Annotated in this window: 24 protein-coding genes; 6 read left to right on the top strand and 18 right to left on the bottom strand. The window is 67.8% G+C overall.

Going from position 1 to position 26278, the window contains the following annotated elements; translation table 11 throughout:
* Window positions 1–201: 201 nt before the first annotated feature.
* The 13 genes from pcaF to ACFPAH_RS13085 form a co-directional block, all read right to left on the bottom strand.
* The gene (gene pcaF / locus ACFPAH_RS13145; protein WP_379745872.1) at window positions 202–1404 is read right to left on the bottom strand and encodes a 3-oxoadipyl-CoA thiolase; all 1203 of its coding nucleotides are present in this window, start codon (window positions 1402–1404) and stop codon (window positions 202–204) included.
* 16 nt (window positions 1405–1420) lie between these two features.
* The gene (locus tag ACFPAH_RS13140; protein ID WP_379745869.1) at window positions 1421–2071 is read right to left on the bottom strand and encodes a CoA transferase subunit B; all 651 of its coding nucleotides are present in this window, start codon (window positions 2069–2071) and stop codon (window positions 1421–1423) included.
* The gene (locus ACFPAH_RS13135; RefSeq protein ID WP_379745866.1) at window positions 2068–2733 is read right to left on the bottom strand and encodes a 3-oxoacid CoA-transferase subunit A; all 666 of its coding nucleotides are present in this window, start codon (window positions 2731–2733) and stop codon (window positions 2068–2070) included. Before ACFPAH_RS13135 ends, ACFPAH_RS13140 begins: the two co-directional genes overlap by 4 nt.
* Window positions 2734–2815: 82 nt before the next feature.
* The gene (locus ACFPAH_RS13130; RefSeq protein WP_379745863.1) at window positions 2816–4195 is read right to left on the bottom strand and encodes an MFS transporter; all 1380 of its coding nucleotides are present in this window, start codon (window positions 4193–4195) and stop codon (window positions 2816–2818) included.
* A gap of 81 nt (window positions 4196–4276) precedes the next feature.
* Entirely contained in the window at window positions 4277–5548 is a 1272-nt protein-coding gene (locus ACFPAH_RS13125; RefSeq protein WP_379745860.1) for a benzoate/H(+) symporter BenE family transporter, read from the bottom strand.
* A 33-nt stretch (window positions 5549–5581) separates the two neighbouring features.
* Window positions 5582–6373 carry a 3-oxoadipate enol-lactonase gene (pcaD, locus tag ACFPAH_RS13120; RefSeq protein WP_379745857.1) on the bottom strand — a complete coding sequence of 264 codons (792 nt, stop codon included), beginning with the start codon at window positions 6371–6373 and terminating at the stop codon, window positions 5582–5584.
* A gap of 2 nt (window positions 6374–6375) precedes the next feature.
* Window positions 6376–7185 (bottom strand): 1,6-dihydroxycyclohexa-2,4-diene-1-carboxylate dehydrogenase, encoded by an 810-nt coding sequence (locus ACFPAH_RS13115; RefSeq protein WP_379745854.1) that lies wholly within the window; start codon window positions 7183–7185, stop codon window positions 6376–6378.
* A 2-nt stretch (window positions 7186–7187) separates the two neighbouring features.
* Window positions 7188–8207 carry a benzoate 1,2-dioxygenase electron transfer component BenC gene (gene benC / locus ACFPAH_RS13110; RefSeq protein ID WP_379745851.1) on the bottom strand — a complete coding sequence of 340 codons (1020 nt, stop codon included), beginning with the start codon at window positions 8205–8207 and terminating at the stop codon, window positions 7188–7190.
* A 69-nt stretch (window positions 8208–8276) separates the two neighbouring features.
* Window positions 8277–8768 (bottom strand): benzoate 1,2-dioxygenase small subunit, encoded by a 492-nt coding sequence (benB, locus tag ACFPAH_RS13105; protein WP_379745848.1) that lies wholly within the window; start codon window positions 8766–8768, stop codon window positions 8277–8279.
* Window positions 8765–10171, bottom strand: a complete 1407-nt coding sequence (gene benA / locus ACFPAH_RS13100; RefSeq protein WP_379745845.1) for a benzoate 1,2-dioxygenase large subunit — start codon at window positions 10169–10171, stop codon at window positions 8765–8767. The genes benB and benA overlap by 4 nt, the downstream gene beginning before the upstream one ends.
* Before the next feature lie 85 nt (window positions 10172–10256).
* Window positions 10257–11177 carry a catechol 1,2-dioxygenase gene (gene catA, locus ACFPAH_RS13095; RefSeq protein ID WP_379745842.1) on the bottom strand — a complete coding sequence of 307 codons (921 nt, stop codon included), beginning with the start codon at window positions 11175–11177 and terminating at the stop codon, window positions 10257–10259.
* 41 nt (window positions 11178–11218) lie between these two features.
* Window positions 11219–11509 (bottom strand): muconolactone Delta-isomerase, encoded by a 291-nt coding sequence (gene catC / locus ACFPAH_RS13090; protein WP_379745839.1) that lies wholly within the window; start codon window positions 11507–11509, stop codon window positions 11219–11221.
* Window positions 11510–11532: 23 nt separating this feature from the next.
* Entirely contained in the window at window positions 11533–12642 is a 1110-nt protein-coding gene (locus ACFPAH_RS13085) for a muconate/chloromuconate family cycloisomerase (RefSeq protein ID WP_379745836.1), read from the bottom strand.
* 102 nt (window positions 12643–12744) lie between these two features.
* Between ACFPAH_RS13085 and ACFPAH_RS13080 the strand changes: the two genes are divergently transcribed.
* Window positions 12745–13659: a LysR family transcriptional regulator gene (locus ACFPAH_RS13080; RefSeq protein ID WP_379745833.1), complete on the top strand. Its 915-nt coding sequence runs from the start codon at window positions 12745–12747 to the stop codon at window positions 13657–13659.
* A 124-nt stretch (window positions 13660–13783) separates the two neighbouring features.
* On the opposite strand, the gene ACFPAH_RS13075 is transcribed toward ACFPAH_RS13080, so the two are convergent.
* The 5 genes from ACFPAH_RS13075 to ACFPAH_RS13055 all read right to left on the bottom strand — a co-directional run bounded on the left by ACFPAH_RS13075 (window position 13784) and on the right by ACFPAH_RS13055 (window position 19373).
* Window positions 13784–13993 (bottom strand): hypothetical protein, encoded by a 210-nt coding sequence (locus ACFPAH_RS13075; RefSeq protein ID WP_379745830.1) that lies wholly within the window; start codon window positions 13991–13993, stop codon window positions 13784–13786.
* A 180-nt stretch (window positions 13994–14173) separates the two neighbouring features.
* Entirely contained in the window at window positions 14174–16375 is a 2202-nt protein-coding gene (locus tag ACFPAH_RS13070; RefSeq protein ID WP_379745827.1) for an NADP-dependent malic enzyme, read from the bottom strand.
* A 189-nt stretch (window positions 16376–16564) separates the two neighbouring features.
* Window positions 16565–17266 carry a class I SAM-dependent methyltransferase gene (locus ACFPAH_RS13065; protein ID WP_379745824.1) on the bottom strand — a complete coding sequence of 234 codons (702 nt, stop codon included), beginning with the start codon at window positions 17264–17266 and terminating at the stop codon, window positions 16565–16567.
* 304 nt (window positions 17267–17570) lie between these two features.
* Complete coding sequence (locus ACFPAH_RS13060) at window positions 17571–18356, bottom strand: dioxygenase (protein WP_379745821.1); 786 nt, start codon at window positions 18354–18356, stop codon at window positions 17571–17573.
* A 117-nt stretch (window positions 18357–18473) separates the two neighbouring features.
* Window positions 18474–19373 carry a LysR family transcriptional regulator gene (locus tag ACFPAH_RS13055; protein WP_379745818.1) on the bottom strand — a complete coding sequence of 300 codons (900 nt, stop codon included), beginning with the start codon at window positions 19371–19373 and terminating at the stop codon, window positions 18474–18476.
* 103 nt (window positions 19374–19476) lie between these two features.
* On the opposite strand from ACFPAH_RS13055, the gene ACFPAH_RS13050 reads away from it, so the two are divergent.
* From ACFPAH_RS13050 to ACFPAH_RS13030, 5 genes are all read left to right on the top strand, one after another.
* A complete protein-coding gene (locus ACFPAH_RS13050) occupies window positions 19477–20067 on the top strand; it encodes a YceI family protein (protein ID WP_379745815.1) in 591 nt (196 codons plus the stop codon).
* 253 nt (window positions 20068–20320) lie between these two features.
* Window positions 20321–21745: an ATPase domain-containing protein gene (locus tag ACFPAH_RS13045; RefSeq protein WP_379745812.1), complete on the top strand. Its 1425-nt coding sequence runs from the start codon at window positions 20321–20323 to the stop codon at window positions 21743–21745.
* 2 nt (window positions 21746–21747) lie between these two features.
* Window positions 21748–23481, top strand: a complete 1734-nt coding sequence (locus tag ACFPAH_RS13040) for a response regulator (RefSeq protein WP_379745809.1) — start codon at window positions 21748–21750, stop codon at window positions 23479–23481.
* Complete coding sequence (locus ACFPAH_RS13035) at window positions 23478–25031, top strand: ATPase domain-containing protein (RefSeq protein WP_379745806.1); 1554 nt, start codon at window positions 23478–23480, stop codon at window positions 25029–25031. The genes ACFPAH_RS13040 and ACFPAH_RS13035 overlap by 4 nt, the downstream gene beginning before the upstream one ends.
* Window positions 25028–26269 carry a sensor histidine kinase gene (locus ACFPAH_RS13030; protein WP_379745803.1) on the top strand — a complete coding sequence of 414 codons (1242 nt, stop codon included), beginning with the start codon at window positions 25028–25030 and terminating at the stop codon, window positions 26267–26269. Before ACFPAH_RS13035 ends, ACFPAH_RS13030 begins: the two co-directional genes overlap by 4 nt.
* Window positions 26270–26278 lie beyond the last annotated feature (9 nt).

The raw sequence follows: 26278 nt of genomic DNA, 5'->3' as shown, positions 1-26278 counted from the left end.
ACGGCGCTGGCGCGCCTGCGCCACAAGGAGCGCTGGCTCGATTACTTACAAACCATGCTCGATTCGCGCAGCGTGCGTCGCAGCGCCGTTGATCTCGGCGTGGCCGGCGCCGCCAGCTTTCGCTGGCGTCACCGCTTCTTGAACAGCGCCACAAAAAAAGCCCACCGGCTCGCACCGATGGGCTTGTCATGGGCGTGGCGCTCAGACGCGTTCGATCACCATCGCGATGCCCTGCCCCACGCCGATGCACATCGTGCACAGCGCGTAGCGCCCGCCGGTGCGGTGCAGCTGGTACATGGCCGTCGTCACCAGGCGCGCGCCGCTCATGCCGAGCGGGTGGCCGAGGGCGATGCCGCCGCCGTAGGGGTTCACGCGCGGGTCGTCGTCGGCGATGCCGAGTTCGCGCAGCACGGCCAGGCCCTGCGAGGCAAACGCCTCGTTCAGTTCGATGATGTCCATCTGGTCGAGCGTCATGCCGAGCTGCTTCATCAGCTTCTTGGTGGCCGGCGCCGGGCCGATGCCCATCACGCGCGGCGGCACGCCCGCCGTCGCCATGCCGACGATGCGCGCGCGCGCCGTCAAGCCGTACTGTTCGATCGCTTCGGCATTGGCCAGCAGCAGCGCGCAGGCGCCGTCGTTCACGCCCGAGGCGTTGCCGGCGGTGACGCTGCCTTCGGGATGGACCACGCCCTTGAGCTTCGCCAGCGCCTCGATGCTGGTCGCGCGCGGGTGCTCGTCCTGGGCAAAGACGATGTGGTCGCCTTTCTTTTGCGGAATCTGCACCGGCACGATCTCGTCCGCGAACAGGCCTTCCTGCTGGGCGCGCGCCGTCTTCAGTTGGCTCGCGAGGGCAAACTTGTCCTGGTCTTCGCGCGACACCTGGTAGTCGACGGCCACGTTCTCGGCCGTCTCCGGCATCGAGTCGGTCCCGTGCAGGTGCTTCATCTGCTTGTTCGGGAAACGCCAGCCGATGGTGGTGTCGTAGATCGCCGACTGGCGCGAGAAGGCGGTTTCGGCCTTGCCCATCACGAAGGGCGCGCGCGTCATCGATTCGACGCCGCCGGCGATCATCAGGCGCGCTTCGCCCGACTTGATGGCGCGCGCGGCGATGCCGACGGCGTCCATGCCGGAGCCGCACAGGCGGTTGACGGTGGTGCCGCCGACTTCGACCGGCAGGCCGGCCAGCAGCGACGACATGCGCGCGACGTTGCGGTTGTCTTCGCCGGCCTGGTTGGCGCAGCCGTAGATCACGTCGTCGACTGCGCTCCAGTCGACGCCGGGGTTGCGTTTCATGAGTTCGCGCAGCGGCAGCGCGCCGAGGTCGTCCGCGCGCACGTCCTTCAGGGCGCCGCCGTAGCGGCCGATCGGGGTGCGGATCGCATCGACAATATAAGCGTCGTTCATTTCTTGGTCCTCTCGGTCAGGGGGCAATCAAGGGTGCATCGGTGGCGGCCTGCAGCGCGTCGAAGCTCAAGCCCGGCGCCATCTCGAGCACGCGCAGGCCGTCCTTGGTCACGTCGAGCACGGCCAGGTCAGTATAAATGCGGTTGACGCAGGCCATGCCGGTCAGCGGATAGCTGCACTCGCGCACGATCTTGCTCTCGCCAAGCTTGGTCTGGTGGTCGGTCATCACGAACACCTGCTTGGCGCCGATGGCCAGGTCCATCGCCCCGCCGACGGCGGGGATGGCGTCCGCCGCGCCGGTATGCCAGTTGGCCAGGTCGCCCTTTTCCGACACCTGGAACGCGCCCAGCACGCAGATGTCGAGGTGGCCGCCGCGCATCATGGCGAACGAATCGGCGTGATGGAAGTAGGCGCCGCCGGTGAGCAGGGTCACCGGCTGCTTGCCGGCGTTGATCAGGTCGTCGTCTTCCTCGCCGGGCGCGGGCGCCGGACCCATGCCGAGCAGGCCGTTCTCGCTGTGCAGGAAGACTTCGCGGTCGCTCGGCAGGAAATTGGCGACCTTGGTCGGCAGGCCGATGCCGAGGTTGACGTAGGCGCCCTCGAAGATGTCCCGGGCGACGCGCGCGGCGATCTGGTCGCGGGTGAATTTGCTGACTTGAGTGGTCATTTTGCCTCCTGGACCACGCGCTGCACGAATATGCCGGGCGTGACGATGTGTTCGGGGTCGAGTTCGCCGAGCGCGACGATCTCGGCTACCTGCGCGATGGTGGTCTTGGCTGCCATCGCCATGATCGGGCCGAAGTTGCGCGCCGTCTTGCGGTACACCAGGTTGCCCCAGCGGTCGCCGCGCAGCGCCTTGATCAGCGCGAAGTCGGCGTGGATCGGCGACTCGAGCACGTAGTGGCGGCCGTCGATCAGGCGCGTTTCCTTGCCCTCGGCGAGCAGCGTGCCGTAGCCGGTCGGCGTGAAGAAGCCGCCGATGCCTGCGCCGGCCGCGCGGATGCGCTCGGCCAGGTTGCCCTGCGGGGTCAGCTCGAGCTCGATCTCGCCGGCCCGGTAGAGCGCGTCGAAATGATGCGAGTCGGCCTGGCGCGGGAAGGAGCAGATGATCTTGCGCACCCGTTTCGCCTTGAGCAGTGCCGCCAGGCCGGTGTCGCCGTTGCCGGCATTGTTGTTCACGATCGTCAGATCGCGCGCACCCTGCTCGATCAATGCATCGATCAGGGCGGCGGGCATGCCCGCGTTGCCGAAACCGCCGATCATGACAGTCGCGCCGTCGTGCACGCCGGACACGGCCTGCGCGAGCGATTCGTATGTCTTGTCAATCATGTTATCGCCTCTTCCTTTCGCGGCCAAGGCCGCGCATTGCTAAAAAATCGGTCCGGCGGCGGGCCGCCGGAAACTATGCCGCTCACCCACGGCTGCCCTCCCCGGCGCCGGCCGGGCCGGATTGCGCCGCGCGCTGCACGGCGACGTCGCTTGCCGCCGTCGCCGAGCGGTCGTGGCGGATCATCAGGACGGCGATGGTGGCGATCACTGCGGGAATGGCGATGGCGATGAAGTTCTGCTGCAGCGGCAGCGCCATGCCCACCAGGGTGCCGATCACGATCGGCGCGAGGATCGCGCCGCTGCGGCCGACGCCCGAGGCCCAGCCGATGCCGGTGGAACGGATCGCGCTCGGATAGAACTGGCCGGCATAGGCGTAGGTGACGATCTGGGTGCCGATGGTCGAGGCGCCGGCCAGGCCGACCAGCAGGAACAGCACCGGGGTCGAGACCGGATAGCCGAGCAGCGAGATCGAGACCGCGGCCAGCGCATACATGGCGACCAGCACCCACTTGATGTGGAACTTGTCGGCCAGCCAGCCGCCGCCGACCGCGCCGATGACGGCGCCGAAGTTCAGCACCAGCACGAAGGTGAGCGCGGAACCGAGGCTGTAGCCGGCGCCGGCCATCAGCTTGGCCAGCCAGGAGCTCAGCGCATAGACCATGAACAGGCACATGAAGAAGGCGACCCAGAACATGACGGTCGAGAAGGCACGGCCGTCCTGGAACAGCTTGCCCACCGGAGCGCCGGAGGCGCGGTCCACCACGGGCAGCGCGAAATTGTCGCCCGCCTGCGGACGGTAGGAAGGGTCGAGCCGCGCCAGCGTCGTCTTCAGTTCGTCGAGGCGCCCCTGCTTGATCAGGAAAGGCATCGATTCCGGCATCGACTTCAGGATGAAGGGGATCAGCACGACAGGCAGGGCCGCGGCCAGGAACACCGATTGCCAGCCATGCTGCTCGATCAGGCCCTTGCCCAGCACGGCGGCCAGCATGCCGCCCACGGCATAGCCGCTGAACATCAGCGTCACCATGGTGGCGCGGATCTTGCGCGGCGAATATTCGGTCATCTGGGCGACCACGTTCGGCATCACGCCGCCGATACCCAGGCCCGCCAGGAAGCGCATCACGCTGAACACATACGGGTCGTTGGTCATGCCGGCGGCGGCCGTGAAGACGCTGAACAGGGCCAGGCAGATGACGATGGTCCAGCGGCGGCCGATGCGGTCGGCCAGGGTGCCGAGGAAGATCGCGCCGAACATCATGCCGAACAGGGCCGAGCTGACCATGAAGCCGGCGTTCTGGGCGGTCACGCCCATGTCCTTCATGATCGAGGGCAGCGCGATGCCGGCCACGGCCAGGTCATAGCCGTCGCAGATGATGATGATGGCGCACCACAGCAGCAGCGAGGTGTGGAAGCCGTTGAATTTCGCGTTGTCGGCGAGTTTATGGATGTCGATGTGTCGCATGATACGTGTCTCCGTGATCGTTCAGGTTGTTGTGCGAAACTGGTGGTGCCGAACGCGTTGCCGGCTGGTTTTACGTATGCGCTACTTCTGCCCCGGCGCTTCTTTGGCGGCGCCTGCATGCAGGATGACCCAGGCGAGCATGCCGATCACGATGCCCCAGAAGGCCGAGCCCAGCCCGAGGAAGCTCATGCCGGAGGCGGTGGCCAGGAAAGTGATGACGGAAGCCTCGCGGTGGTCCTCGGCGGCCAGCACGCCGGCCAGGTTGGCAATGATCGGCCCGAGCAGTGCCAGCCCCGCCAGCGTGATGACCAGCTCCTTCGGCAGCGCCGCGAACAGCATCACGATCGAGCCGCCGCACAGGCCCGCCAGCAGGTAGAACACCCCGTTGGCGATGCCGGCGACATAGCGCCGGCGCGGGTCGTGGTGGGCGTCGGGGCCGGTGCACATGGCGGCCGTGATGGCGGCGATCGCGATCGTGATGCCGCCGGTGCAGGCAACCGCCAGCGAGGCCAGGCTGTTGACCGTCATGATCGGGCGCACCCCGCTGTCGTAGCCAGCCGTCTTCAGGACCGCCATGCCGGGCAGGTACTGGCCGGTGAGAGTCACCAGCACCAGCGGCAGCGCCAGGCTGAAGGTGCTCGCCCACGACCAGGCCGGCGCGATGAACTGGGGCGCGACCAGCTGCAGGTCGAGGCCCTCGAAATGGGTTGCGCCGGTCAGGAAGGCCAGCACCACGCCGGCCACCAGCAGCAGCATCACGCTATAGCGCGGCACCCAGCGCCGGAACACGAGATACGAAACGATCATCCCGCAGGCCAGCAGGGGCAGGGTCGCGGTCGAGCGGAAGGCATCCAGGCCGAAGGGCAGCAGGATGCCGGCCATCATGCCGCTGGCGATCCCCTTCGGCACCGCCGCCATCAGGCGCTCGAAACTGCCGGACAGGCCGATCAGCAGCAGGATGGCGGCGGCCGTGATGTAGGCGCCCACCGCTTCGTTCAGCGACAGGGCCGGGAACAGCGTGATCAGCAAGGCGGTGCCGGGCGCCGACCACGCGGTGATGATCGGCGCGCGCAGCAGCCAGCTGAGCGCGATGCCCGACAGCGCGGCGCCGATCGAGATGCCCCAGACCCAGGAGGCGAAGGTGGCGCTGTCGACCTGGGCCGCCTGGGCGGCCTGGTAGAAAATCGCCAGCGGCCCGGTGAAGGACACCAGCACCGCCAGGAAGCCGGCGGTGACGCTGGACGCCGACCAGTCCGACCAGGACCGCCTGCGCGCGGCCGGCGCCTCGGGAGCGGCGCCCTGCCCGTTTGTTTCCACTACCGCTTGCTGCCCTTGCTGATCGGACTCTTGCATGCCTGTCTCCGTGGATGCCGCCTGCGGCGGTCGTTATGCCAGCAGGAAGCTGGTCACTGCCTGGGTAAACCGGTCCGGCGCTTCGATATTCGACAGGTGCGAAGCCGGCAGCGTCGCCAGCCTGGCGCCCTTGATCGCCGCGACGAGTGCCGCGCCGTCGGCCACCGTCGTCACCGGGTCGTCGGCGCCGGCAATCACCAGCGTCGGCGCCGCGATGCGTTCCAGGTCCTGGCCGAGGTCGGCCACGGCCAGCGCTTCGCAGCAGGCCGCGTAGCCTTCCGGGTCGAGCCCGCGCACGGTTTTCTGCATCGTGCCGACCACGACCGCCTGGCGCTCGACGAAAGCGGGCGTGAACCAGCGTCCCGGCGATCCGGCGGCGATGTCCGCCATGCCGCAAGCGCGCACGCTCGCGGCGCGCGCGCGCCAGCCCTCTTCGGTGCCGATCTTCGAGGCGGTATTGGCCAGCACCAGCTTGTGCAGGCGCTCCGGCGCGTGGGCGCCCAGCCACTGGCCGATCACGCCGCCCATCGACAGGCCGACGAAGTGGGCGCGCTCGACGTCGAGGTGGTCGAGCAGCGCCAGCACGTCCCGGCCGAGGAGTTCGATCGTGTACGGGCCGGGCGTGGCGCCGCTTTGACCAACCGAGCCTCCATGCCCGCGCGTGTCGTAGCGCACCACGTTGAAGCGCGTGGCCAGCACCGACGCCTGGGCATCCCACATCGTCAGGTCGGTGCCGAGCGAATTCGAGAGCACCACCGTGGGACGGCCGCGTTCGCCGTCGCAGCGGTAGTGCAGCTTGTTGCCGTCGATATTCATGCTTGCCATGTTCACCCCTGGTCGCCGCCGGCTACCGGCAGCACGCTGCCGGTGATGTAAGAGGCCTCGCTCGACGCGAGGAACAGGATGGCGCCGACCTGCTCGTCGATGGTGCCGTAGCGCCCCATCAGGCTCGAGGCCCGGGTCTGGTCGACGATGCCCTGGTACCAGACCTGCTCGTCGGCGCTCAAGGGGTTCGGATTGCGCGGCACGACGCGCGGCGGCGCTTCGGTGCCGCCGGTGGCGACCGCGTTGACGCGGATGCCGTCCTGCGCGTGCTCGAAGGCCAGGCTCGCGGTCAGCGCGTTGACGCCGCCCTTGGCTGCCGAATACGGAATGCGGTTGATGCCGCGCGTCGCCACCGAGGAGACATTGACGATCGCGCCGCCCTTCTGCGCGATCATGCTCGGCAGGACCGCACGGCAGCACCACAGGGTCGGAAAGAGCGAGCGGCGGATCTCGGCTTCGATCTGCGCTTCCTCGTATTCCTGGTAGGGCTTGGCCCAGATCGTGCCGCCGACGTTATTCACCAGCACGTCGATGCGGCCGAATTCGCGCAGGGCCGTCTCGGCCAGGGTACGGGCCCCGGCAAAGGTTTCGAGGTCGACCTGCGCCAGGGTCACCAGGGCGCCGAGCGCCTGGGCTTCGGCCCCGACTTCTTCCAGGATGGCCGCGCGGTCGGCCAGCACCAGCTGGGCCCCTTCGCGCGCCGCCGCCAGCGCCACGCCGCGGCCGATGCCCTGGGCGGCGCCGGTGACGATCATCACCTTGCCTTCGAAACGCTTGCGCTCGGTCACGTTGGTGCTCATGCTTGTGCTCATGCTTAGGCTCCTGTCGCTGGCGAAAACTTCTCGAAATAGAAATTGGCCGGTGTCACGCCCGTCTCTTCCAGCCAGCCGCGCACGGCGTCGACCATCGGCGGCGGGCCGCACAGGTAGACGTCGACCTCGCCGTCGTTCATCCAGGCCGGTTCGACGTGGGCGGTGGCGTAGCCCTTGCGCGGGTGCGCGCTCTCGGGCGACGCCACGCAGGTGACATAGCTGAAGTTCGGGTTGGCTGCCGCGATGCGGTCGAGTTCGGCCAGGCCGACCAGGTCGTAGTCGTTGGTGACGGCGTAGACCAGCCGCACCGGCTGCGCGAAGCCGCTCTTCTCCAACGCGCGCAGCATCGACAGGAAAGGTGCGATGCCGGTGCCGCCGGCCAGGAACAGGACCGGGCGCGCCACCGGGCGCAGGTAGAAGCTGCCGAACGGGCCGAGGAAGCTGATGGCGTCGCCTTGCTTGGCTGCGTTCGACAAGTAGTCGCTCATGCGCCCGTTCGGGACGTTGCGCACGACAAATTCGACGCGGGCCGCGCCCGGGGCCGAGCTGAAGGAATACGAACGCGTCAGTTCGGTGCCGGGAATGGCGACGTTGACGTACTGGCCCGGCAGGAAGCCCGGCGCCGCGCCTTCTTCGAGGTCGATCCCGAAGCGGATCGTCGAGGGCGAGCACTGGTCGACCTCGGCGATCTTGCCCTGGTAGCTGTGGGCGCCCGACTTGCAGGCCTCCGAGGTGGCCAGGATCTTGACCACGCAGTCGCTGGTGGGGCGCATCTGGCAAGCCAGCACAAAGCCCTTGGCCGCGTCGTCCGGCTCGAGCGCGTCCTCGATGTAGCTGGACTCCGGCATGTCGTAGCTGCCCGATTCGCAATGCGCGCGGCAGGTGCCGCAGGCGCCGTCGCGGCAGTCGAGCGGAATGTTCACGCGCTGGCGGTAGGCGGCATCCGACAGTTTCTCGTTGTCGTTGCACGCGATGAAACGGGTGATTCCGTCTTCGAACTGCAGGGCGATGTGATGGCTCATCGTCTGTCTCCTTGCCCCTCGCGGGGCGTTACTGGGTACGTCTGTTTACAAAGGTTGCTGCTTGACCGCTCAGATGTGGTACACGTCGATGACCTGGTGGATGTAGTCGTTTTTCAGGACGATGTACTTCTTCAGGATCTGCGGCGCGGCGCCGCCGAAGTCGATCGTGTAGCGCGACATGCCGAAATACGAGAAGTCGGTCTTGTAGCGGTGGCTCAGCGTGTGCCAGTTGAAGCGCACCGTGAGCACCGAGCCTTCCTGCTTTTCGATCTCGACGTTGGCGATGTTGTGGCTGGTCCGGGTGTCGGGCACGGTGGCGCTCGAACGCTCGGTCTTGATCCGGAACACGCGGTCTTCCAGGCCCTGGCGGGTCGGGTAGTAGATCAGCGAGATCTCGCGCTGCGGGTTCGTCACCAGCTTGCCGTCGTCGTCCCAGGACGGCATCCAGTACTCGGCGTCCGGGTGGTAGCATTCGAGCCAGCCGTCCCAGTCCTCGTCGTCGAGCAGGCGCGCTTCGCGGTACAGGAAAGCGGCGACGTCGTTGATGGTGATGGCGCTCATGCCTGCTCTCCTTCTTTCGCCTGGGCGATCTGGGACATCTTTGCCTTCTGCATGACGTCGAGCCAGTAGCGGTGCTGCACGGTGTACAGGCCTTCGTCCTCGGTGCGCACGCCGCTCATCACGGGCGCCAGGCCGATTTCGGCGGCCGCCTCGTCCGCACCCTGGATCCAGTGCGTCGAGCCGCGGCACATGTCGTTCCATTCCATGGCGCCGCCGGCATAGCCGGACTGGCAGGCGCGGAACTCTTCCAGGTCGTCGGGCGTGGCCATGCCGCTGACGTTGAAGAAGTCTTCGTACTGGCGGATGCGGCGGGCGCGCGCCTCGTCCGACTCGTTCTTCGGCGCGATGCAGTAGATCGTCACTTCGGTCTTGTCGACCGAGATCGGGCGCAGCACGCGGATCTGCGAGCCGAACTGGTCCATCAGGTAGACGTTCGGGTACAGGCACAGGTTGCGCGAGCGGCCGATCATCCAGTTGGCGGTCGCCTCGCCGAACTTCTCGGCATACTCGGCGTGACGCGGATAGTTCGGGCGGTCTTCGGGATTGGCCCACTGGGTCCAGAGCAGCATGTGACCGTGCTCGAAGGCATAGAAACCGCCGCCCTGTTGTCCCCATTTGCCGGCGTCCATCGCGCGGATCTTGTCCTCGCGCTCGGCCGGTTGCTCCTTGCGACGGGTCGTCGTTGCAGCATAATTCCAGTGAACCGCCGACACGTGGTAGCCGTCGGCGCCGTTCTCGGCCTGCAGTTTCCAGTTGCCCTCGAAGGTATAGGTCGAGGCGCCGCGCAGCACTTCGAGGCCGTCGGGCGACTGGTTGACGATCATGTCGATGATCTTGCCCGCTTCGCCGAGGAATTCCTCGATCGACGCGACGTCCGGGTTCAGGCTGCCGAACAGGAAGCCCTTGTAGTTGGCAAAGCGCGCCACCTTCTTCAGGTCGTGCGAGCCTTCCTTGTTGAAGCTCTCCGGATAGCCCGCGTTCTCCGGGTCCTTCACCTTCAGCAGCTTGCCGCTGTTGTTGAAGGTCCAGCCGTGGAACGGGCAGGTATAGGTCGCCTTGTTGCCGCGCTTGAGGCGGCACAGCTGGGCGCCGCGGTGGCTGCAGGCGTTGATGAAGGCATTCAGCTCGCCCTGGCGGTTGCGCGCGATGAAGATCGGCTGACGGCCCATGTGGGTCGTGTAGTAGTCGTTGTTGTTCGGGATCTGGCTCTCGTGGGCCAGGTAGATCCAGTTACCCTCGAAGATGTGCTTCATCTCGAGTTCGAACAAGTCCGGGTCGGTGAACGCGCTGCGGTGCAGGCGGTAGTCGCCGGTGGCGTGGTCTTCGACCAGCAGCGCTTCCAGGTCGAGGTCGACCTTCGGCTGCGGCGCGCAAGGCGCGGAGACGGGGTGAATCGGAATCATGGTGCTCTCCTTGTGGGGCCCGGTCCGTGGCGCGGAACCGGGCTCGGACTCAGGCTTGAGGTAAGGCTCGAAATCAGGCTCGAGATCAGGCGGCCGCGCGCGGGCGGTCGACCAGGGTGCTCGGCGCGGCTTCGGACTCGCGGTGCAGGCGGAAATCGAAATCGATCGACGCGAACGGCTTGTCGACGCCGCGCTCGGCGATGGCCTTCGGGTCGGTGACGCGGGTCACGGCCGGCACCAGGCCCTCGCGGCTGGCAAAAGCGAAGTCGTCCCACAGGTATTCGTCGCCGTCGATGTTGATCTGGGTGGTCAGCTTGCGCTGGCCCGGAGCGGTGACGAAGAAGTGGATGTGGGCCGGACGCTGGCCGTGGCGGCCGAGGGCGTCGAGCAGCGTGTGGGTGCTGCCGCCCGGAGGGCAGCCGTAGCCCTTCGGCAGGATGCTCTGGAAGCCGTAGCGGCCCTGGGCGTCGGTGACGATGGTGCGGCGCAGGTTGAACGGCGACTGCGACTGGTCGAAGAAGGAGTAGTTCCCCATCAGGTTGGCGTGCCAGACTTCGACCTGGGCGCCGGGAACCGGCTTGCCCTCGCCGTCGTACACGGTGCCCTGCATGAACAGCACTTCGGCCTGGCTTGACTCGGTGCCGTCGTCGAGGCGCGCGAAGCCCTGCTCGACCGGCGCGCCGGCGACGTACAGCGGGCCTTCGATGGTGCGCGGGGTGCCGCCTTCGATACCGGCGCGCGCTTCGGCTTCGTCGGCACGGATGTCCATGAAGCGCTCCAGGCCCAGGCCCGGGGTCAGCAGGCCCAGTTCGTTGTTCTTGCCGGCGTTGGTCAGGAAATCGACGCCCTTCCAGAATTCGCTGGGCTGGATGTCGAGGTCTTCGATGGCCTTGCACAGGTCGGACACCAGGCGCAGGACGATGGCCTGCACGCGCGGGTTGGCCGGGCGGGTGGCCGAGTCGACGATCCATTGCTTGGCCAGCTGTTCGATTTGTTGGTGGTTCATGCTTGTCTCCTTCTGGGACTCAATTAAATACAATCGCGAATTCAAAGATCACCGGCGCGCACCGAGGACGGGTGCCGGCAGAGTGGGGTCACGCTGATGCGCATGTACGGGTACAGCGGCAGCGACATCAACAGCGCGTGCAGCTCTTCGTTGCCGGGCACGTCGAAGATGCTGACGTTGGCGTACTGCCCGGCGACGCGCCACAGGTGGCGCCAGCTGCCTTGTTCCTGCAGGCGCTGCGCGAGCGCCTTTTCTTCCGCCTTGAGGGCGTCGGCCTGCTCTTTCGGCATCGTCGGGGGCAGTTGGACTTCCATGGTTACGTGAAACAGCATCTCGATCTCCTTGCTCGGTGGGCTTATTGGCGGCGCATGCGGCGCAGTTTGTCGGCATCGACCCGCACGCCCAGGCCCGGCTTGGCCGGCACCTCGAGCATGAAGTCGCGGTAGACGAGCGGCTCTTCCAGCACTTCTTCGGTCAGCAGCAGCGGGCCGAACAGCTCGGTGTCCCAGGACAGGTCGGTAAAGGTGGCGCACAGGTGGGCGGTAGCGGCCGTGCCGACGCCGCCTTCGAGCATCGTGCCGCCGTACAGGCCGATGCCGGCCAGCTGGGCGACGGTGGCGACCTGCTGGGCCGGCACCAGGCCGCCCGACTGGGCGATCTTGACGGCGAAGACGTCGGCCGCCTCGAGCTGCGCGATGGCGTAGGCGTCCCCCGGACCGTGCAGCGCCTCGTCGGCCATCACGGCGACGTCGAAGCGCGCGGCCAGGCGGCGCATGGCGGCCCGGTTCTCGGCGCGCACCGGCTGTTCGATCAGGTCGATGCCGCCGGCTTCCAGCGCGGCGATCCCGCGCACCGCCTGCAGTTCGCTCCAGGCCTGGTTGACGTCGACCCGCACGCTGGCGCGGTCGCCGAGCGCCCGCTTGATCGCCAGCACGTGCTCGACGTCTTCCTGCACGCTGCGCGCGCCGATCTTGAGTTTGAAGATGCGGTGGCGGCGCTGCTCGAGCATGCGCTCCGCTTCCGCGATGTCCTTGGCGGTGTCGCCGCTGGCCAGGGTCCAGGCCACCGGCAGCAGGTCGCGCACGCGGCCGCCGAGCAGTTCGCTGACCGGCACGCCGAGGCGCTGGCCCTGGGCGTCGAGCAGCGCCGTCTCGATCGCGCACTTGGCGAAGCGGTTGCCCTGGATGACCTTGCGCACTTTCGCCATGACCGGCGCCACGCTGGTGGCGTCCATGCCGAGGATCAGCGGCGCGATGTGGGCATCGATATTCGCCTTGATGCTCTCCGGGCTTTCTTCACCGTAGTTCAGGCCGCCGATGGTGGTCGCCTCGCCCCAGCCTTCGATTCCGTCTTCGCACCGGACCCGGACCAGAACCAGGGTCTGCGTGTTCATCGTGGCGACGGACAGCTTGTGCGGCCGGATGGTCGGGACGTCGACCAGCGTGGTTTCGATTTCGCGGATCATATTTTATTCATATAATGTTTGTGAATACCCGTACCTTATTCGCGAACATAACGGGCGTCCAACACCGTTTTAGTATCACTTCAATACCTTGGAGGTATGAACATGGAATTGCGCCACCTGCGCTATTTCGTCGCCGTGGCAGACGAAAGGAATTTCACCCGTGCGGCCGAGCGGCTGCACATCGCGCAGCCGCCGCTGAGCCGGCAGGTGCAGCAGCTGGAAGAGGAGTTGGGCGTGGCCCTGATCGAGAAGGGTTCGCGGCCGCTGCGGCTGACCGAGGCCGGGCGGTTTTTTCACGCGCATGCGCAGGAGCTGCTGGACAAGGCGGCCGACCTCAAGGCGATGACCCAGCGCGTCGGCAAGATCGACCGCAAGTTCGCGATCGGCTTCGTCGCCTCGACGCTGTACGGCCTGCTGCCGGAGATCGTGCGGCGCTTTCGCAACCGCTACCAGTCGCTGGAAATCAGCTTCCACGAGCTGACCACGATCGAGCAGCTGCAGGCGCTGAAGGAAGGACGGATCGACGTCGGTTTCGGGCGCCTCAAGAGCGAGGACCCGGCGATCCGCCGCATCGTGCTGCGCGAGGAATCGCTGATCGTCGCCCTCCCCACCGGCCACCGCCTGGGCGCGACCGAGGGGCCGATCACGCTATCGGAGCTGGCCGCCGAGACGCTGCTGGTCTACCCGAAGAACCCGCGCCCGAGCTTCGCCGACCAGGTGCTGGCCATCTTCAAGGAGCGCAACCTGGTGCCGCAGCAGGTGCAGGAGGTGCGCGAACTGCAGATCGCGATCGGACTGGTCGGCGCCGGCCAGGGCGTCGCCATCGTTCCGCAGAGCCTGCAGGGCATGATCCGCACCGACGTCGTCTACCGCCCGCTGGAGGACCGCCAGGCGGTCTCGCCGATCATCTTCAGCGCCCGCCACATGGACCGCTCGCCCGAGCTGGTGAACATGCTCGAGGTGATCTACGAGATCTACGACGAGCTCGGCATCGCGCACGAGAAGCAGGTGCTGTAAGGGCGCGGGGTAATTGGCTGCGCAAGCGGTGGAGTCGGGACTCCACGCGTAAACCGCGAACAATCGGCTGCGCAAAAAAAAAGCCCCGCTCGCAGCGGGGCTCCTCATGCGTGAATGATGACGATTAGCGCGCCGCATTCGCCGCCAGCTTGCGCACCAGCGCCGGGCGCAACGAATCGGAACCGCGCGACATGCGGTACAGCTCCCAGATCTCGCTGGTATCGGCGCCGCGTCCCGAGAACCCGAACACATCCTTCACGCCTGCGACGAGCTTGTCCCATGCGCTCGGAGCGGAAACGGTGGCTGCAGGGGTGGTGCTGTGTTTGGTCGTCATGATGGGCCTCTTTCGTTGTCTGATGGTATCAGTATGCGGCCTTCCAGATAGAAATCAAATTGATCCTCATGATGATGGCTATTCTCTTTTCGAATATCTTGCGAGACGCGCGCGCAGCCATGGAAAAAAGCCCACCGGCCTGCGCCGATGGGCTCGTCACACGACAGCGAAGGACAGCGCTTAACGCACCGCCGCCACCGCCAGTGCCGTCATGTTGACGATCCGGCGCACCGTGGCGCTCGGGCTCAGGATGTGCACGGGTTTCGCGCTGCCGAGCAGGATAGGACCGACCGTGACACCCTTGCCTGCCGCGACCTTCAGCACATTGAAGAGGATGTTGGCGGCGTCGAGCGAGGGCATCACCAGCAGGTTGGCGCTGCCTTTGAACCCGGCCTCGATGCCGTAGATCGCGCGGATCTCTTCCGAGAGCGCGGCGTCGCCATGGACCTCGCCGACGGCCAGCAGTTGCGGCGCGTCGCGGCGCAGCAGTTCGCGCGCTTCGCGCATGCGGCGCGCCGCCGGCCGCTCCGAGGAGCCCTGGGAAGAATGCGACAGCAGCGCCACCTTCGGTTCGATGCCGAACTCGCGCATCGTCGCCGCGGCCAGCTGCGCGATCCCCGCCAGCTCGGCGGCGCTCGGCGCGTCGTTGACATAGGTGTCGGTGATGAACAGCGTGTACTTGTCGAGCACCAGCGCGTTCATCGCGGCCAGCACGGGCGCGCCCGGGGCCAGCCCGATCTCGCTGCGCACGTGCTCCAGGTGGCTGTCGTAGCTGCCCTGCATGCCGCAGATGAGGGCATCGACTTCGCCCGCGGCGAGCAGGCGCGTGCCCTGCCGGGACGTGTCGCCTTGCGCCTCGACCTGGGTGTAGTCGACGCCGGCCTGCAGGCGCAGCCCGGCCTCGCGGATCGCGCGCGCGATGCCGTCCTTGCTGCCGATCAGGACCGGCTGGGCGATCCCCTCGTCGACGACGGTCTGCACCGCGCGCAGCACGCGCCGGTCCTCGCCCTCGGCAAAGGCGACCCGGCGCGCCTGGGCGCGTGCCTTGGCAAATACCGGCTTCATGAAGAAGCCGGTGTGGTAGATCATCTGCGCCAGCTTGTCGCGGTAGGCGTCCATGTCCGCGATCGGGCGCGCCGCCACGCCGGAGTCGGACGCGGCCTGCGCCACGCGCGGCGCGATTGCGGCCAGCAGGCGCGGATCGAAGGGTTTCGGGATGATGTAGTCGGGACCGAACACCAGGTCCTGGCCCTCGTAGGCCGAGGCCACCACGTCGCTCGCTTCGGCTTCGGCCAGTTCGGCGATGGCCGTCACGCAGGCCAGCTTCATCTCGTCGGTGATGCGGGTCGCGCCGCAGTCGAGCGCGCCGCGGAAGATGTAGGGGAAGCACAGGACATTGTTGACCTGGTTCGGGTAGTCCGAGCGGCCGGTGGCGATGATGCAGTCGGGCCGCGCGGCCTTCGCCACTTCGGGCCGGATCTCCGGTTCCGGGTTGGCCAGGGCCAGGATCACCGGCTGCGCGGCCATGGTCTTGACCATCTCGCCGGTGAGCACCCCGGCCGTCGAGCAGCCGAGGAAGACGTCGGCGCCCTGGACGATGTCGCCCAGCGTGCGGGCGCTTGTCTCCTGGGCGTAGCGCGCCTTGTTCGCTTCCATGTTGGCTTCGCGCCCGGTCCAGATCACGCCGCGCGAATCGGTGACGAAGATGTTTTCGCGCTTCACGCCGAGGATCACCATCATGTCGAGGCAGGCGATCGCCGCCGCGCCGGCGCCGGACGCGACCAGCTTCACCTGCCCGATGTCCTTGCCGACCACCTTGAGCGCATTCAGGAGCGCGGCGCTGGAGATGATCGCGGTGCCGTGCTGGTCGTCGTGGAAGACGGGGATGTTCATGCGCTCGCGCAGCTTCTTCTCGATGTAGAAGCATTCCGGCGCCTTGATGTCCTCGAGGTTGATGCCGCCCACGGTCGGCTCGAGCATGGCGATGGCGTCGACCAGCTTGTCCGGATCGAGTTCGTCGAGTTCGAGATCGAACACGTCGACGCCGGCGAATTTCTTGAACAGGCAGCCCTTGCCTTCCATGACGGGTTTGGACGCCAGCGGGCCGATATTGCCCAGGCCGAGCACCGCGGTGCCGTTGCTGATGACGGCCACCAGGTTGCCGCGCGAGGTGTATTCGGCGGCCATGGCCGGGTCGGCGGCGATTTCCTCGCAGGCGTAGGCCACGCCCGGGGAATAGGCCAGAGACAGGTCGCGCTGGTTCGACAGCGGCTTGGTGGCGACCACCTCGATCTTGCCGCGCGTCGGGCTGCGGTGGTATTCGAGCGCGTCGGCGCGCAATTGGGTGTCTTTGGCTTCGCTCTGATTGATTTCGGTACGCATTTCTTGGTTCGCAGTAGGAAAAATGTTGGATGCCGCGCAGGCGCGCGCCGCGGGCGCCGGGCATCCGGTGAATGAACGTGGGCAGCCCGCAAGGCGGGCGCGGCCACAAGGGTGAGCATAACCCAGCGCCGGGATTGGCGTATGCCGGCGCCCGGGGAGCGCTGGCGCGGCGCCGGCTTCGGAGCAAGCCTAGCCGCCCTTGCGCGCCATGAACACGAAGTGCGAGCGCAGCGGCGGCACGAGGGTGGCCAGTGCTTCCGGCAACAGGTGCGGCAGGCCGGCCATCCTGCGCGCCAGCGGCGGCGCCAGCAGCAGGCTGCGGTAGCGGACCCCGGCGGCCGGCCACAGGCGCGCCAGCTCGGCGCGCGTCACCCGGCGCACGTTGCGGTTGGCCGGGTTGTCGTAACGGAAATCGAACACCAGGCACCAGCCGCCAGGCCGTAGCTTGCGCCACATGGCCGCGGCCAGCGCGCGGCGCGCGGCGTCGTCGAGGATGGACGAGAACACGGTCTGCGCGGACACCAGGTCGAAGCCGCCGTCGGCCAGCTTGTCGAGTTCGCCCAGGTGCCAGCGCACCGCGCCCGGCGCCAGCGCGCGCGCCGCGTCCAGGCGTTCGGACTGCAGTTCGGTGCCCGCCAGGTTGGCCGGACGGGCGCCCCAGTCGATCAGCTGGCGCAGGAACTGTCCGCTGCCGCAGCCGACGTCGAGCACGCGCAAGCCCGCGAGGTCCAGGCCCACCGTGCGCCGGAACAGGGCGGCCAGGATACGTGCCCGCGCGGCCGCCTGCTGCATGACCTCGGGCCGGTGCCAGGCATAGCGCGGCAGCGCCGCGCCGCCATGCCACTGCCGGTACACCTGTGCAATCCGCTCCTGTTCGCTGGGCATGTCCATGGCCGCCTCCTTCCCGCCATCTTGCTGCAGCCCGCGCCGCTTCGTTTGCGCGCGAGCAGCCCGCTGCCGCGAAACCGGCTCCCTTTACACGGATTTACGTTCTGCCGCGCCCTCCCCTCCCGGCGCCCGGCCCGCGTCCCGGCCGGCGGCCGAAACCGTCCGCCATGGCCACGTCCAGCGTGTGCCCGGCGGCATATTCGCGATAGGCTCCAGGCCGGCGTGAAGCGCACCGCAAACCAGCCGAACTGCGCCGGCGCGAGGCTCGACGGCGAGCAGGTTCAGCTGTCGGACAGGCGGCTCTCGCTCATGCAAAGGCGTAGGCGTCCATCGCGAGGATGCCATGCTCGAAGCTCGAATGCAGCAGGCGGGCGCGCGAACCGGGGCCGCCGGCGCCCATCGCCACGAACAGCGGCGACAGGTGCTCCTCGGTCGGATGGTTGCGCTCCCCGCCCGGCGCCAGCCGGCGATAGCCGAGCAGGGCCGCGTGGTCGTTGCTTTCAAGGCGCGCGCTCATCCAGGCCTGGAACTGGCCGACCCATTCCGGCACCGCGGCGTCCAGCGCTTGCCCGCGAAACTCGTAGAGGTTGTGGGTCAGCGCGCCGGAGCCGATCACCAGCACGCCTTCGCTGCGCAGGGCCACCAGCGCGCGTCCGATCCGCTCATGTTCCTGCGGCCCGGCGCCGTGGACCACCGACAGCTGGGTGACCGGAATGTCCGCGCCCGGATACATCAGGCGCAGCGGTACCCAGGCGCCGTGGTCGAGGCCGCGCTGCGGGCTGCGTGCAACGGGAATGCCGGCCGCTTCCAGCAGCGCGGCCACCCGTTCGGCCGCCGCCGGGGCGCCCGGCGCCGGATACGTCATCTCGAACAGGGCGCGCGGAAAGCCGCCGAAGTCGTGGATGGTCGCGGGCTCGGTTGCGAGGCTGGCGGCCGGGGCGCCGCGGGTTTCCCAGTGCGCGGAGACGACGACGATGGCTGCCGGACGGGCGAGCGACTGGCCGAGACCTTGGAGGAAACGGCGCGCCGGGCTGTCCTGGAGCGCCAGCATGGGCGAGCCATGGGAGAGGAAAAGTGCGGGAAGTGCAGACATGGGGCTCCTCGTATGAATTGCGCGGCAAGGCCGCAACGTGGGTCCATGATATTTCAAGTGCACGACGTGATAAACCGACCTGACGGAGCAAGACTGTTCCAGCTATCGCAACAATCTTCAGACCTCCCAGGCCGGCTGCGCGAAGGATTCCACCAGGAAGTCGATCGCCAGGCGCACCTTGGGCGAGACGAATTTTCGCGAGGGATACACCGCATACACGCCCAGGTCGAGCGAGCGGTAGGCCGGCATCAGTTCGACCAGGGTGCCGGCGGCGAGGTCGGGGCCGACGATAAAGCTCGGCTGCAGGATGATGCCCTGGTGCTGGAGCGCCGCCGCGCGGCAGGTGTCGCCGCTGTTGGTGCGCACCCGTGGCGACACCTTGACCGTGATCGCACCGTCCGGCCCCGCGAAGGTCCAGTTTTCGCCCGCCGCGTACAGGCTGTATGAAATCACGTCGTGCCCCGCCAGCTGGCCCGGCGTTTCCGGCTTGCCGCGCCGCGCCAGGTAGCCGGGCGAGGCGCACAGCACCATGCGGGTCGAGGCCAGCTTGCGGCTGATCAGCGAGGACGCCGGCAACTGGCCGATGCGCACCGCGAGGTCGTAGCCCTCCTCGACCAGGTCGGCCACCCGGTCCGACAGCGTGATGTCGAGCCCGAGGCGCGGGTGGCGCGCCAGGAAGGCCGGCCACAGCTGCGCCAGGTGCATCAGCCCGAAGCTTACCGGCACGTTCACCTTCAGCAGGCCCGAGGCCTCGCCGTGGCGCGCCGTGATTTCCGCTTCCGCCTCCTCGAGGTTGGCCAGCAGTTCGCGGCAACGCGTGTGGAAGATCTCGCCCTCGGTGGTGAGCGACAGCTTGCGCGTGGTGCGGTGCAGGAGGCGGATGCCGAGCCGTTCCTCGAGCTCGCCGACCTGGCGCGAGACGGCGGCCTTCGACATCCCGAGCAGTTCGGCGGCGGCCGTGAAACTGCCCGCTTCGACCACGGAAGCGAAGACCCGCATTTCCTGAAATTTATCCATTATCTCGTTTTATGAAACAGTGCGTTCGATTTAGAGGGCTTTATCCCGAGAACCAATACTACTATAGTGGACGCCCCGCTCAACCACCAAGGATGACCTCTACATGCAAGCCAAGCACCTCATCGCCCTGCTGTTCGCCGCCGGCAGCGCCGCCGGCGCCGTCGCCGCCGACACCTACAAGATCGACCCGAGCCACACCTACCCGAGTTTCGAAGCCGACCACCTGGGCGGCCTGTCGACCTGGCGCGGCAAGTTCACGAAAACCGAGGGCACGATCACGCTCGACCGCAAGGCGAAGACAGGTTCGGTCGAGATCGTCATCGACGCCGCCAGCATCGACTTCGGCCACGCCAAGATGAACGAACACGCGAAGAGCGCCGACATGTTCGACGTCGCCAAGTATCCGCAGGCCGTCTACAAGTCGCGTTCGGTGAAGTTCAAGGGCGACACCCCGGTCGCAGTCGAAGGCGACCTCACCCTGCACGGCGTCACCAAGCCGGTCACGCTGACGATCGACCGCTTCAAGTGCATGCCGCACCCGATGCTGAAAGTGGACGCCTGCGGCGCCAACGCCGTGGCCAGCTTCAAGCGCACCGATTTCGGCATCGACTACGGTGTCCAGATGGGCTTCAGCCCGGACGTCAAGCTGGCGATCCAGGTCGAGGCGCTCAAGCAGCAGGCAGCTGCCCAGTAAGCACGCTCCAAGGGAGACAGGGCAGCGCGCATCGCTCGCCCTCCCTGGCGCATCCTGCCGGCCCGCCGCACTACCCGGCGGGCTTTTTTGCGTCCTCAAGCGGCCACGCTCGACGCCTGTTCAATCGTGCCGGGGTAACGCGCCCGCCGACGTTACAATCTGCACATATTTACAAATTGTCAACTAAATATGCGAGCGCAGCTTGTTTGCAGGAAAGATTGAGAGGCCGGACGTGGAACAAGACATTACCCGCATGCCTACCGGCATACCCGAGCTTGACGCCGTGCTGCGCGGCGGCCTGCTGCGCGGACGCATTCACCTGGTCGAAGGACGGCCCGGTACCGGCAAGACCACCATCGGCCTGCGCTACCTGATCGAAGGCGCGAAGGCCGGCGAGCGCTGCCTCTACGTTACCTTGTCCGAAACGCGCCAGGAGCTGCAGGCGACGGCGCGCAACCATGGCTGGTCACTGGACGGGATCGAGATCAGCGAACGCATGCCGCTCGAAGGCTTGCCGGCCCGGGAGCAGAGCGTGCTGCTGCCGACCGACAGCGAGCTCTCGAAACTGGTCGACGCGATCGCCGCCACGGTGCGCGAATACAAGGCCGGGCGCGTGGTCATCGATTCGATGGCCGAAATCCGCCTGCTGGCCCAGGACGGCGCGCACTACCGGCGCCAGATCATCCAGCTGCGCCACCAGCTGGCTGCACTCGGGGCGACCATCCTGCTGCTCGACGACCTGACCTCCGAGTCGCGCGAGTACGAGCTGCAGAGCGCCGTCCACGGCGTGCTCGGCCTGGAGATGCGCGAACGCACCTTCGGCTCGGCGCGGCGCACACTGCGCGTGACCAAGCTGCGCGGCGGCGACTTCCAGAGCGGCTGGCACGACTTTGCGATCACTGCGGGCGAAGTACTGGTCTTCCCCAGCCTGATCGCGGACGAGCACAGCCGCCCGCACGAGCCGACCGAGCTGCCGAGCGGCGTGCCGGCGCTGGACGCGCTGTTCGGCGGCGGACTGGGCTCGGGCACCTCGACCATGATCGTCGGCCCCTCGGGTGTCGGCAAGTCGACGCTGGCCCTGCAATACGCGGTGTCGATGATCGAATCGGGCCAGAAGGCTGCCTATTTCACCTTCGACGAAACCGAGATCACCCTGCGCTCGCGCATGATCAACCACATGGGCAGCGACCGCGGCCGGTCCGATCCGGAAGGCTTCCTGATCACCCGCATCAATCCCTCGCGTATCTCGCCGGGCGCCTTCATCTGGCGCGTGCGGCGCCATGTCGAGGACCACGGCGTGCGCCTGGTGATCATCGACAGCATCAATTCCTACCTCGACGTGATCCGCGAGGAACGCGCCATGCTGCTGCAGATGAACGAGCTGTTTTCCTATCTCGCCAACATGGGCGTGATGTCGATCGTGATCGGCGCCCACTCCGCGAACCTGGACACCTCGCGCGAACCCGACGCCCTCAGCCTGATGACCGACAACATGATCTCGCTGCGCTTCTACGAGCGCCACGGCGACGTGCGCAAGGCGATTTCGGTGCTGAAGAAGCGCCATGGCGAGCACAGCCACCACATCTGCGAGTTCCGCCTGACCGAGGCGGGCGTCGACGTCGGCGAGAAAATCACCTCGGTACACAACCTGATGGCCGGCGTGATCGGCGCGGTGTGAGCATGGCGGGCCCATTCCCTCCCGATGCGCGCCGCGGCGTGCCGGTGCTGGCCCCGTTCGGCAGCGACGCGGACGCGGTGCGTTCGGTGCTCGCCGAGGATGGCGTGGATGCCGAAATCTGCGCCGGCGCGGACGAGCTGTACGCGCGCATCGACGAAGGCGCGCTGCTGCTGGTGATTACCGAGGAAGGCCTGGCCGGCTGCTCGCACGCGGCGCTCGGCGCCCGCTTGCGCACCCAGCCGATCTGGTCCGACATCCCGGTCATCGCCCTGACCGGCAGCCGGAATGCGCCCAGCGCCGGCAGCCGCCTGGCCGCGCTGGCCGGGCTGGGCAATGTGACGACGATCCACCGTCCGCTCTCGCGCGAAGCCCTGCGCATGGCCTTCGCCGCGGCGCTGCGCGCCCGCGCCCTGCAGTACCAGGTGCGCGACCAGCTGGCCGCCCTCGCCGGCCACGCCGCCGAGCTCGAACGGCGCGTCGACCAGCGCAGCGCGGCGCTGGCCAGGGAGATCGAAGAGCGCAAGCGCGCCGAGTCGGCCCTGGTCGAGGCGCGCCGCATGGAGTCGCTGGGTCGCCTGACGGGCGGTGTCGCGCACGACTTCAACAACCTGCTGCAGGTCGTGTCCGGCGCGGTCGAGCTGTTGCGCATGCTCACCCGCGCCGACCTGGCCGAGCCCGATGCCCGCATCGAGCGCGCGCTCGCGAGCATCGTGCGCGCCACCGGCAAGGGCGCCAAGCTGACCGGGCAATTGCTGGCCTACGGCCGCCGCCAGCCGCTGGCCAGCACGGCGATCGACCTCCAGTCCCAGCTCGGCGAGATCGGCGACCTGCTGCGCCATTCGCTCGGCGAGGGCATTGCCCTCGACCTGCGCGCCGCCCCCGGCCTGTGGCCGGTGCGGGCCGACCCGACCCAGCTCGAGGTGGCCTTGCTGAACCTGGTCATCAATGCGCGCGACGCCATGCCCGGCGGCGGCACGGTCACGCTCGAGCTGGACAACCGCACCCTGCCCGATCCGCGCCATTCCGACGCCTCGCTCGCCCCGGGCGACTACGTGCGCCTGGCGCTGGCCGACGAGGGCAGCGGCATGAGCGCGGAGACCGCCGCCAGCGCTTTCGAACCCTTCTTCACGACCAAGCCGCCGGGCCAGGGCACGGGCCTGGGCCTGTCCCAGGTGCAGGGTTTCGCGCGCCAGAGCGGCGGCCACGCCTGGCTCGGCCGGCGTCCGGGCGGCCTGACGGTGGGCATCCTGCTGCCCCGCGCCGCCGCGCCGCTTCCCGAGGCGGCGCCGCCGCGTGCGGCACTGCCGCAAGGGTTGCCACCGGGATTGCGGGTACTGTGCGTCGAGGACGACCCGCTGGTGCGCGAGCAGGCCGTGGCCCTGCTCGAAGCAATCGGCTGCGAGGTCGTGCAGGCCGCCAGCGGCGACGCCGCGCTGGCCCTGGACAGCGCCGGGATCGACCTGGTGCTGTCGGACGTGATGATGCCGGGTTCGCTCGACGGCATCGGCCTGGCCGCCGCCCTGCGCGCGCGCCACCCGCGGCTGCCGATCGTGCTGGCCAGCGGGTACGTGCTCGCGCCCGAGCGCCTGCAGGGGCTGGACCTGGAATTCGTACAGAAACCGTATACGCTGCGTGAAATACGCGACGCCCTCGGCCGGGCCTGGGAATGGCATTTCCAGAGCCTTGCTCTCCCGCATGTTAAGCTGCATAACTATATTGAAGAGGCAGGACGATGAACGAGTTGGTGAAGACCGGTATTACCGGGCTCGACGAAGTACTGCACGGGGGCATTCCCCGCAATAACAACCTGCTCGTCGAGGGCCCGCCGGGCTCCGGCAAGACCACCTTCGGGCTGGGTTTCATCTACCACGGCGCGCTCGAGTGCGACGAGCCGGGCGCCATCGTCTCCTTCGAGCTCGACCCCGCCAAGCTGCTGCGCGACGCCGCCGGCTTCGACTGGGACCTGCAGGGCCAGATCGACCAGGGCCGCATCAAGATCATCCAGACCAGCCCGGCCGTGCTGCTGAGCGAATTCCGCAGCGACGACGGCGCCTTTGCCGCCTCGCTGGTGGCGATGGGCGCCAAGCGCCTCCTGATCGACGGCCTGACCCCGCTCCGGCTGTACGCCGAGGTGCACGACCTGCCCTTCCGCGAGGACGTCCACCTGCTGATCGAAGGGCTGACGCGCCTCGGCGTGACGACCATGGTCACGGCCGAGAAGGACGAGTCGCTGACCGCCGTGATGGCCCACGAACGCTTCGTCTTCGACACCATCATCTCGCTCGCGCGCGACGAGTCGCGCCGGCGCGTGAGCCGGCGCCTGACGGTGATGAAGTCGCGCGGCCAGGACTTCATCGGCGGCAGCCACACCATGCGCATCGAACCGGGCGTGGGCGTGCACGTCTACCGCCGCGCCCAGTCGCGCCCGGTTTCCTCGCCCGACCAGCCGACCTCGGAAGAGCGCCTGTCGACCGGTTCCCCATCCATCGACAAGATGATGGACGGCGGCATCTACAAGGGCTCGGTGACCCTGGTGAGCGGCATTTCCGGCACCGGCAAGACGGTGCTGAGCGTGCAGTTCCTGACCAACGCGATCCAGTCCGGCCACAAGGCGCTGCTGGTCAGCCTGGACGAGCACCCGGCCCAGCTGATCCGCAATGCGCGCTCGCTCGGCTTCGACCTGCAGGGCCTGGTCGACGAGGGCAAGCTGTTCATCCATTACGAGTCGCCGCTGGAACTCGAACTCGACGTTCACTTCGACCGCATCGTCAAGCTGGTCGAGGAGGAGCAGGTCGACTGCGTCGTCTTCGACTCGATCGCCGTCTACGAAATGACCAGCCGCGGCGAGGTCGCCGACTACCTGTACGCGCTGGCCAGCTTCTTCAAGAACCGGCTGGCGACGACGCTGTTCAACTACGAGAGCCCGGAGCTGCTGGGCGTGTCGCAGATCAGCGAGGAGCTCAAGGGCTCGCACCTGGTCGACAACATCATCCTGCTCAACTACGTCGAGATCTCGACCGTGCTGCGGCGCGCGCTGGCCGTGCCCAAGGTGCGCGGCAGCCGCAACCAGCAGGTCACGCGCGAATACACGATCGGCAACGGCGGCCTGCTGCTGGTCGACGAAAGCGCGAGCGACATCCAGCCGGTGCCGCAACTGCCCTTCTCTTCCTACTACGGCCTGCTGTCGCGTTCTCCGTCGCGCCAGAGCCCGGCCGTCGAGGAAGCCCTGGCCAACGGCGCGCCGCTGCCCGACTCGGCGCGCCTGCCGACCGAAAAGCAGAAGTGATCACGGCCGAACTGCCCGACAACCCGCCGGTCGACTGGGCCGACTGGCTCACGCCGCTGCGCCAGTTCACCGACGCCACCAGCCTGGTGACCTCGGTCTACGACACGGCCGGCGTGCGCCGCATCGGCCCGCTGACGGGTTCGCGCCTGGCGAACCTGCTGGCCGAGCGCTCGACCCTGTGGGCCGAGGACGGCCCCGGCACCGCGCTCGAGCGCTCGCTGGTCGAGACCGTCAAGGCGCAGGGCAGCTCGGCGTCGGCACTGTTCGGCGAGGGCATGCGGGTGTGCTCCCAGCCGCTGATGCTGCGCGGCGAAGTGTACGGCGTGCTGCTGTTCGGCTGGCGCTTCGCCGATTTCAGTTCGCCCCTCGCCTGCGAGCGCATCGCGCGCCAGATCGGCCTGCCCGGCCACCTGCTGTGGAACGAGGTGCGGCTCGACGCGCCGGTGTCGGACAAGCGGATGGGCACCTACGCCGCCCTGCTCGGCACCCTGTCGAGCTCCCTCGACCGCCAGCGCGAAACCATCGCCGACCTGACCCGCGTGAACCGGACCCGCGAACTGTTCCTGGCCACCGTCTCGCACGAGATGCGCACCCCGCTCTCGGCGCTGTCGATGCGTATCGAGCTGATGCTGCGCACGATTCCCGACCTGCCGCCGGCCGCCGTCGCCGGGCTCGAATCGATGCGCGTCCACGTGCGCCAGGAAGCGGCCATGGTCGACGACCTGATCGACGCGGCGCGCACCCTGACCGGGCAGATGTCGGTCACGCGCACCCCGGTGGTGCTGGGCCAGGTGCTGCGCGAGGCCATCTCGACCGTGGAAACCCATGCCCACGCGAAGAACATCCTGATGCAGGTGACGCCGAGCGACTACGGCGACCATGTCCGCTTCGAGGCCGACGGCCGGCGCCTGCAGCAGGTGTTCTGGAACCTGCTGTTCAATGCCGTGAAATTCACGCCGGCCGGCGGCGTCATCCGCATCACCATCCGCCGCACGGACGGCATGGTCGAGATCGACATTGCCGACTCCGGCCAGGGCATCGAGCCCGAGGACCTGCCGCACGTGTTCGGCGCCTTCAACCTGCAGCAGCAGAACAATGCCACCGGCCTCGGCCTGGGCCTGTACATCGCGCGCCGCATCGTCGAACTGCACGAGGGCACGCTGCGCGTGAGCAGCGCCGGGCGCGGCCAGGGCGCGACCTTCGCGATCCGGCTGCCGGCGCCCGGCCCGGGCAGGTAAGGCAGCCTG

Source organism: Massilia sp. GCM10023247 (genome assembly GCF_042653325.1).
Taxonomy (GTDB): domain Bacteria; phylum Pseudomonadota; class Gammaproteobacteria; order Burkholderiales; family Burkholderiaceae_D; genus Telluria.
The sequence above is the reverse complement of the archived record's forward strand: the minus strand, read 5'-3'. Positions and strand labels throughout refer to the sequence as shown.

Bases quoted from the DNA above. Each gene is read 5' to 3' on its own strand.
- pcaF (WP_379745872.1), bottom strand. From the start codon at position 1,404: ATGAACGACGCTTATATTGTCGATGCGATCCGCACCCCGATCGGCCGC.
- ACFPAH_RS13140 (WP_379745869.1), bottom strand. From the start codon at position 2,071: ATGACCACTCAAGTCAGCAAATTCACCCGCGACCAGATCGCCGCGCGC.
- ACFPAH_RS13135 (WP_379745866.1), bottom strand. From the start codon at position 2,733: ATGATTGACAAGACATACGAATCGCTCGCGCAGGCCGTGTCCGGCGTG.
- ACFPAH_RS13130 (WP_379745863.1), bottom strand. From the start codon at position 4,195: ATGCGACACATCGACATCCATAAACTCGCCGACAACGCGAAATTCAAC.
- ACFPAH_RS13125 (WP_379745860.1), bottom strand. From the start codon at position 5,548: ATGCAAGAGTCCGATCAGCAAGGGCAGCAAGCGGTAGTGGAAACAAAC.
- pcaD (WP_379745857.1), bottom strand. From the start codon at position 6,373: ATGGCAAGCATGAATATCGACGGCAACAAGCTGCACTACCGCTGCGAC.
- ACFPAH_RS13115 (WP_379745854.1), bottom strand. From the start codon at position 7,185: ATGAGCACAAGCATGAGCACCAACGTGACCGAGCGCAAGCGTTTCGAA.
- benC (WP_379745851.1), bottom strand. From the start codon at position 8,207: ATGAGCCATCACATCGCCCTGCAGTTCGAAGACGGAATCACCCGTTTC.
- benB (WP_379745848.1), bottom strand. From the start codon at position 8,768: ATGAGCGCCATCACCATCAACGACGTCGCCGCTTTCCTGTACCGCGAA.
- benA (WP_379745845.1), bottom strand. From the start codon at position 10,171: ATGATTCCGATTCACCCCGTCTCCGCGCCTTGCGCGCCGCAGCCGAAG.
- catA (WP_379745842.1), bottom strand. From the start codon at position 11,177: ATGAACCACCAACAAATCGAACAGCTGGCCAAGCAATGGATCGTCGAC.
- catC (WP_379745839.1), bottom strand. From the start codon at position 11,509: ATGCTGTTTCACGTAACCATGGAAGTCCAACTGCCCCCGACGATGCCG.
- ACFPAH_RS13085 (WP_379745836.1), bottom strand. From the start codon at position 12,642: ATGATCCGCGAAATCGAAACCACGCTGGTCGACGTCCCGACCATCCGG.
- ACFPAH_RS13080 (WP_379745833.1), top strand. From the start codon at position 12,745: ATGGAATTGCGCCACCTGCGCTATTTCGTCGCCGTGGCAGACGAAAGG.
- ACFPAH_RS13075 (WP_379745830.1), bottom strand. From the start codon at position 13,993: ATGACGACCAAACACAGCACCACCCCTGCAGCCACCGTTTCCGCTCCG.
- ACFPAH_RS13070 (WP_379745827.1), bottom strand. From the start codon at position 16,375: ATGCGTACCGAAATCAATCAGAGCGAAGCCAAAGACACCCAATTGCGC.
- ACFPAH_RS13065 (WP_379745824.1), bottom strand. From the start codon at position 17,266: ATGGACATGCCCAGCGAACAGGAGCGGATTGCACAGGTGTACCGGCAG.
- ACFPAH_RS13060 (WP_379745821.1), bottom strand. From the start codon at position 18,356: ATGTCTGCACTTCCCGCACTTTTCCTCTCCCATGGCTCGCCCATGCTG.
- ACFPAH_RS13055 (WP_379745818.1), bottom strand. From the start codon at position 19,373: ATGGATAAATTTCAGGAAATGCGGGTCTTCGCTTCCGTGGTCGAAGCG.
- ACFPAH_RS13050 (WP_379745815.1), top strand. From the start codon at position 19,477: ATGCAAGCCAAGCACCTCATCGCCCTGCTGTTCGCCGCCGGCAGCGCC.
- ACFPAH_RS13045 (WP_379745812.1), top strand. From the start codon at position 20,321: ATGCCTACCGGCATACCCGAGCTTGACGCCGTGCTGCGCGGCGGCCTG.
- ACFPAH_RS13040 (WP_379745809.1), top strand. From the start codon at position 21,748: ATGGCGGGCCCATTCCCTCCCGATGCGCGCCGCGGCGTGCCGGTGCTG.
- ACFPAH_RS13035 (WP_379745806.1), top strand. From the start codon at position 23,478: ATGAACGAGTTGGTGAAGACCGGTATTACCGGGCTCGACGAAGTACTG.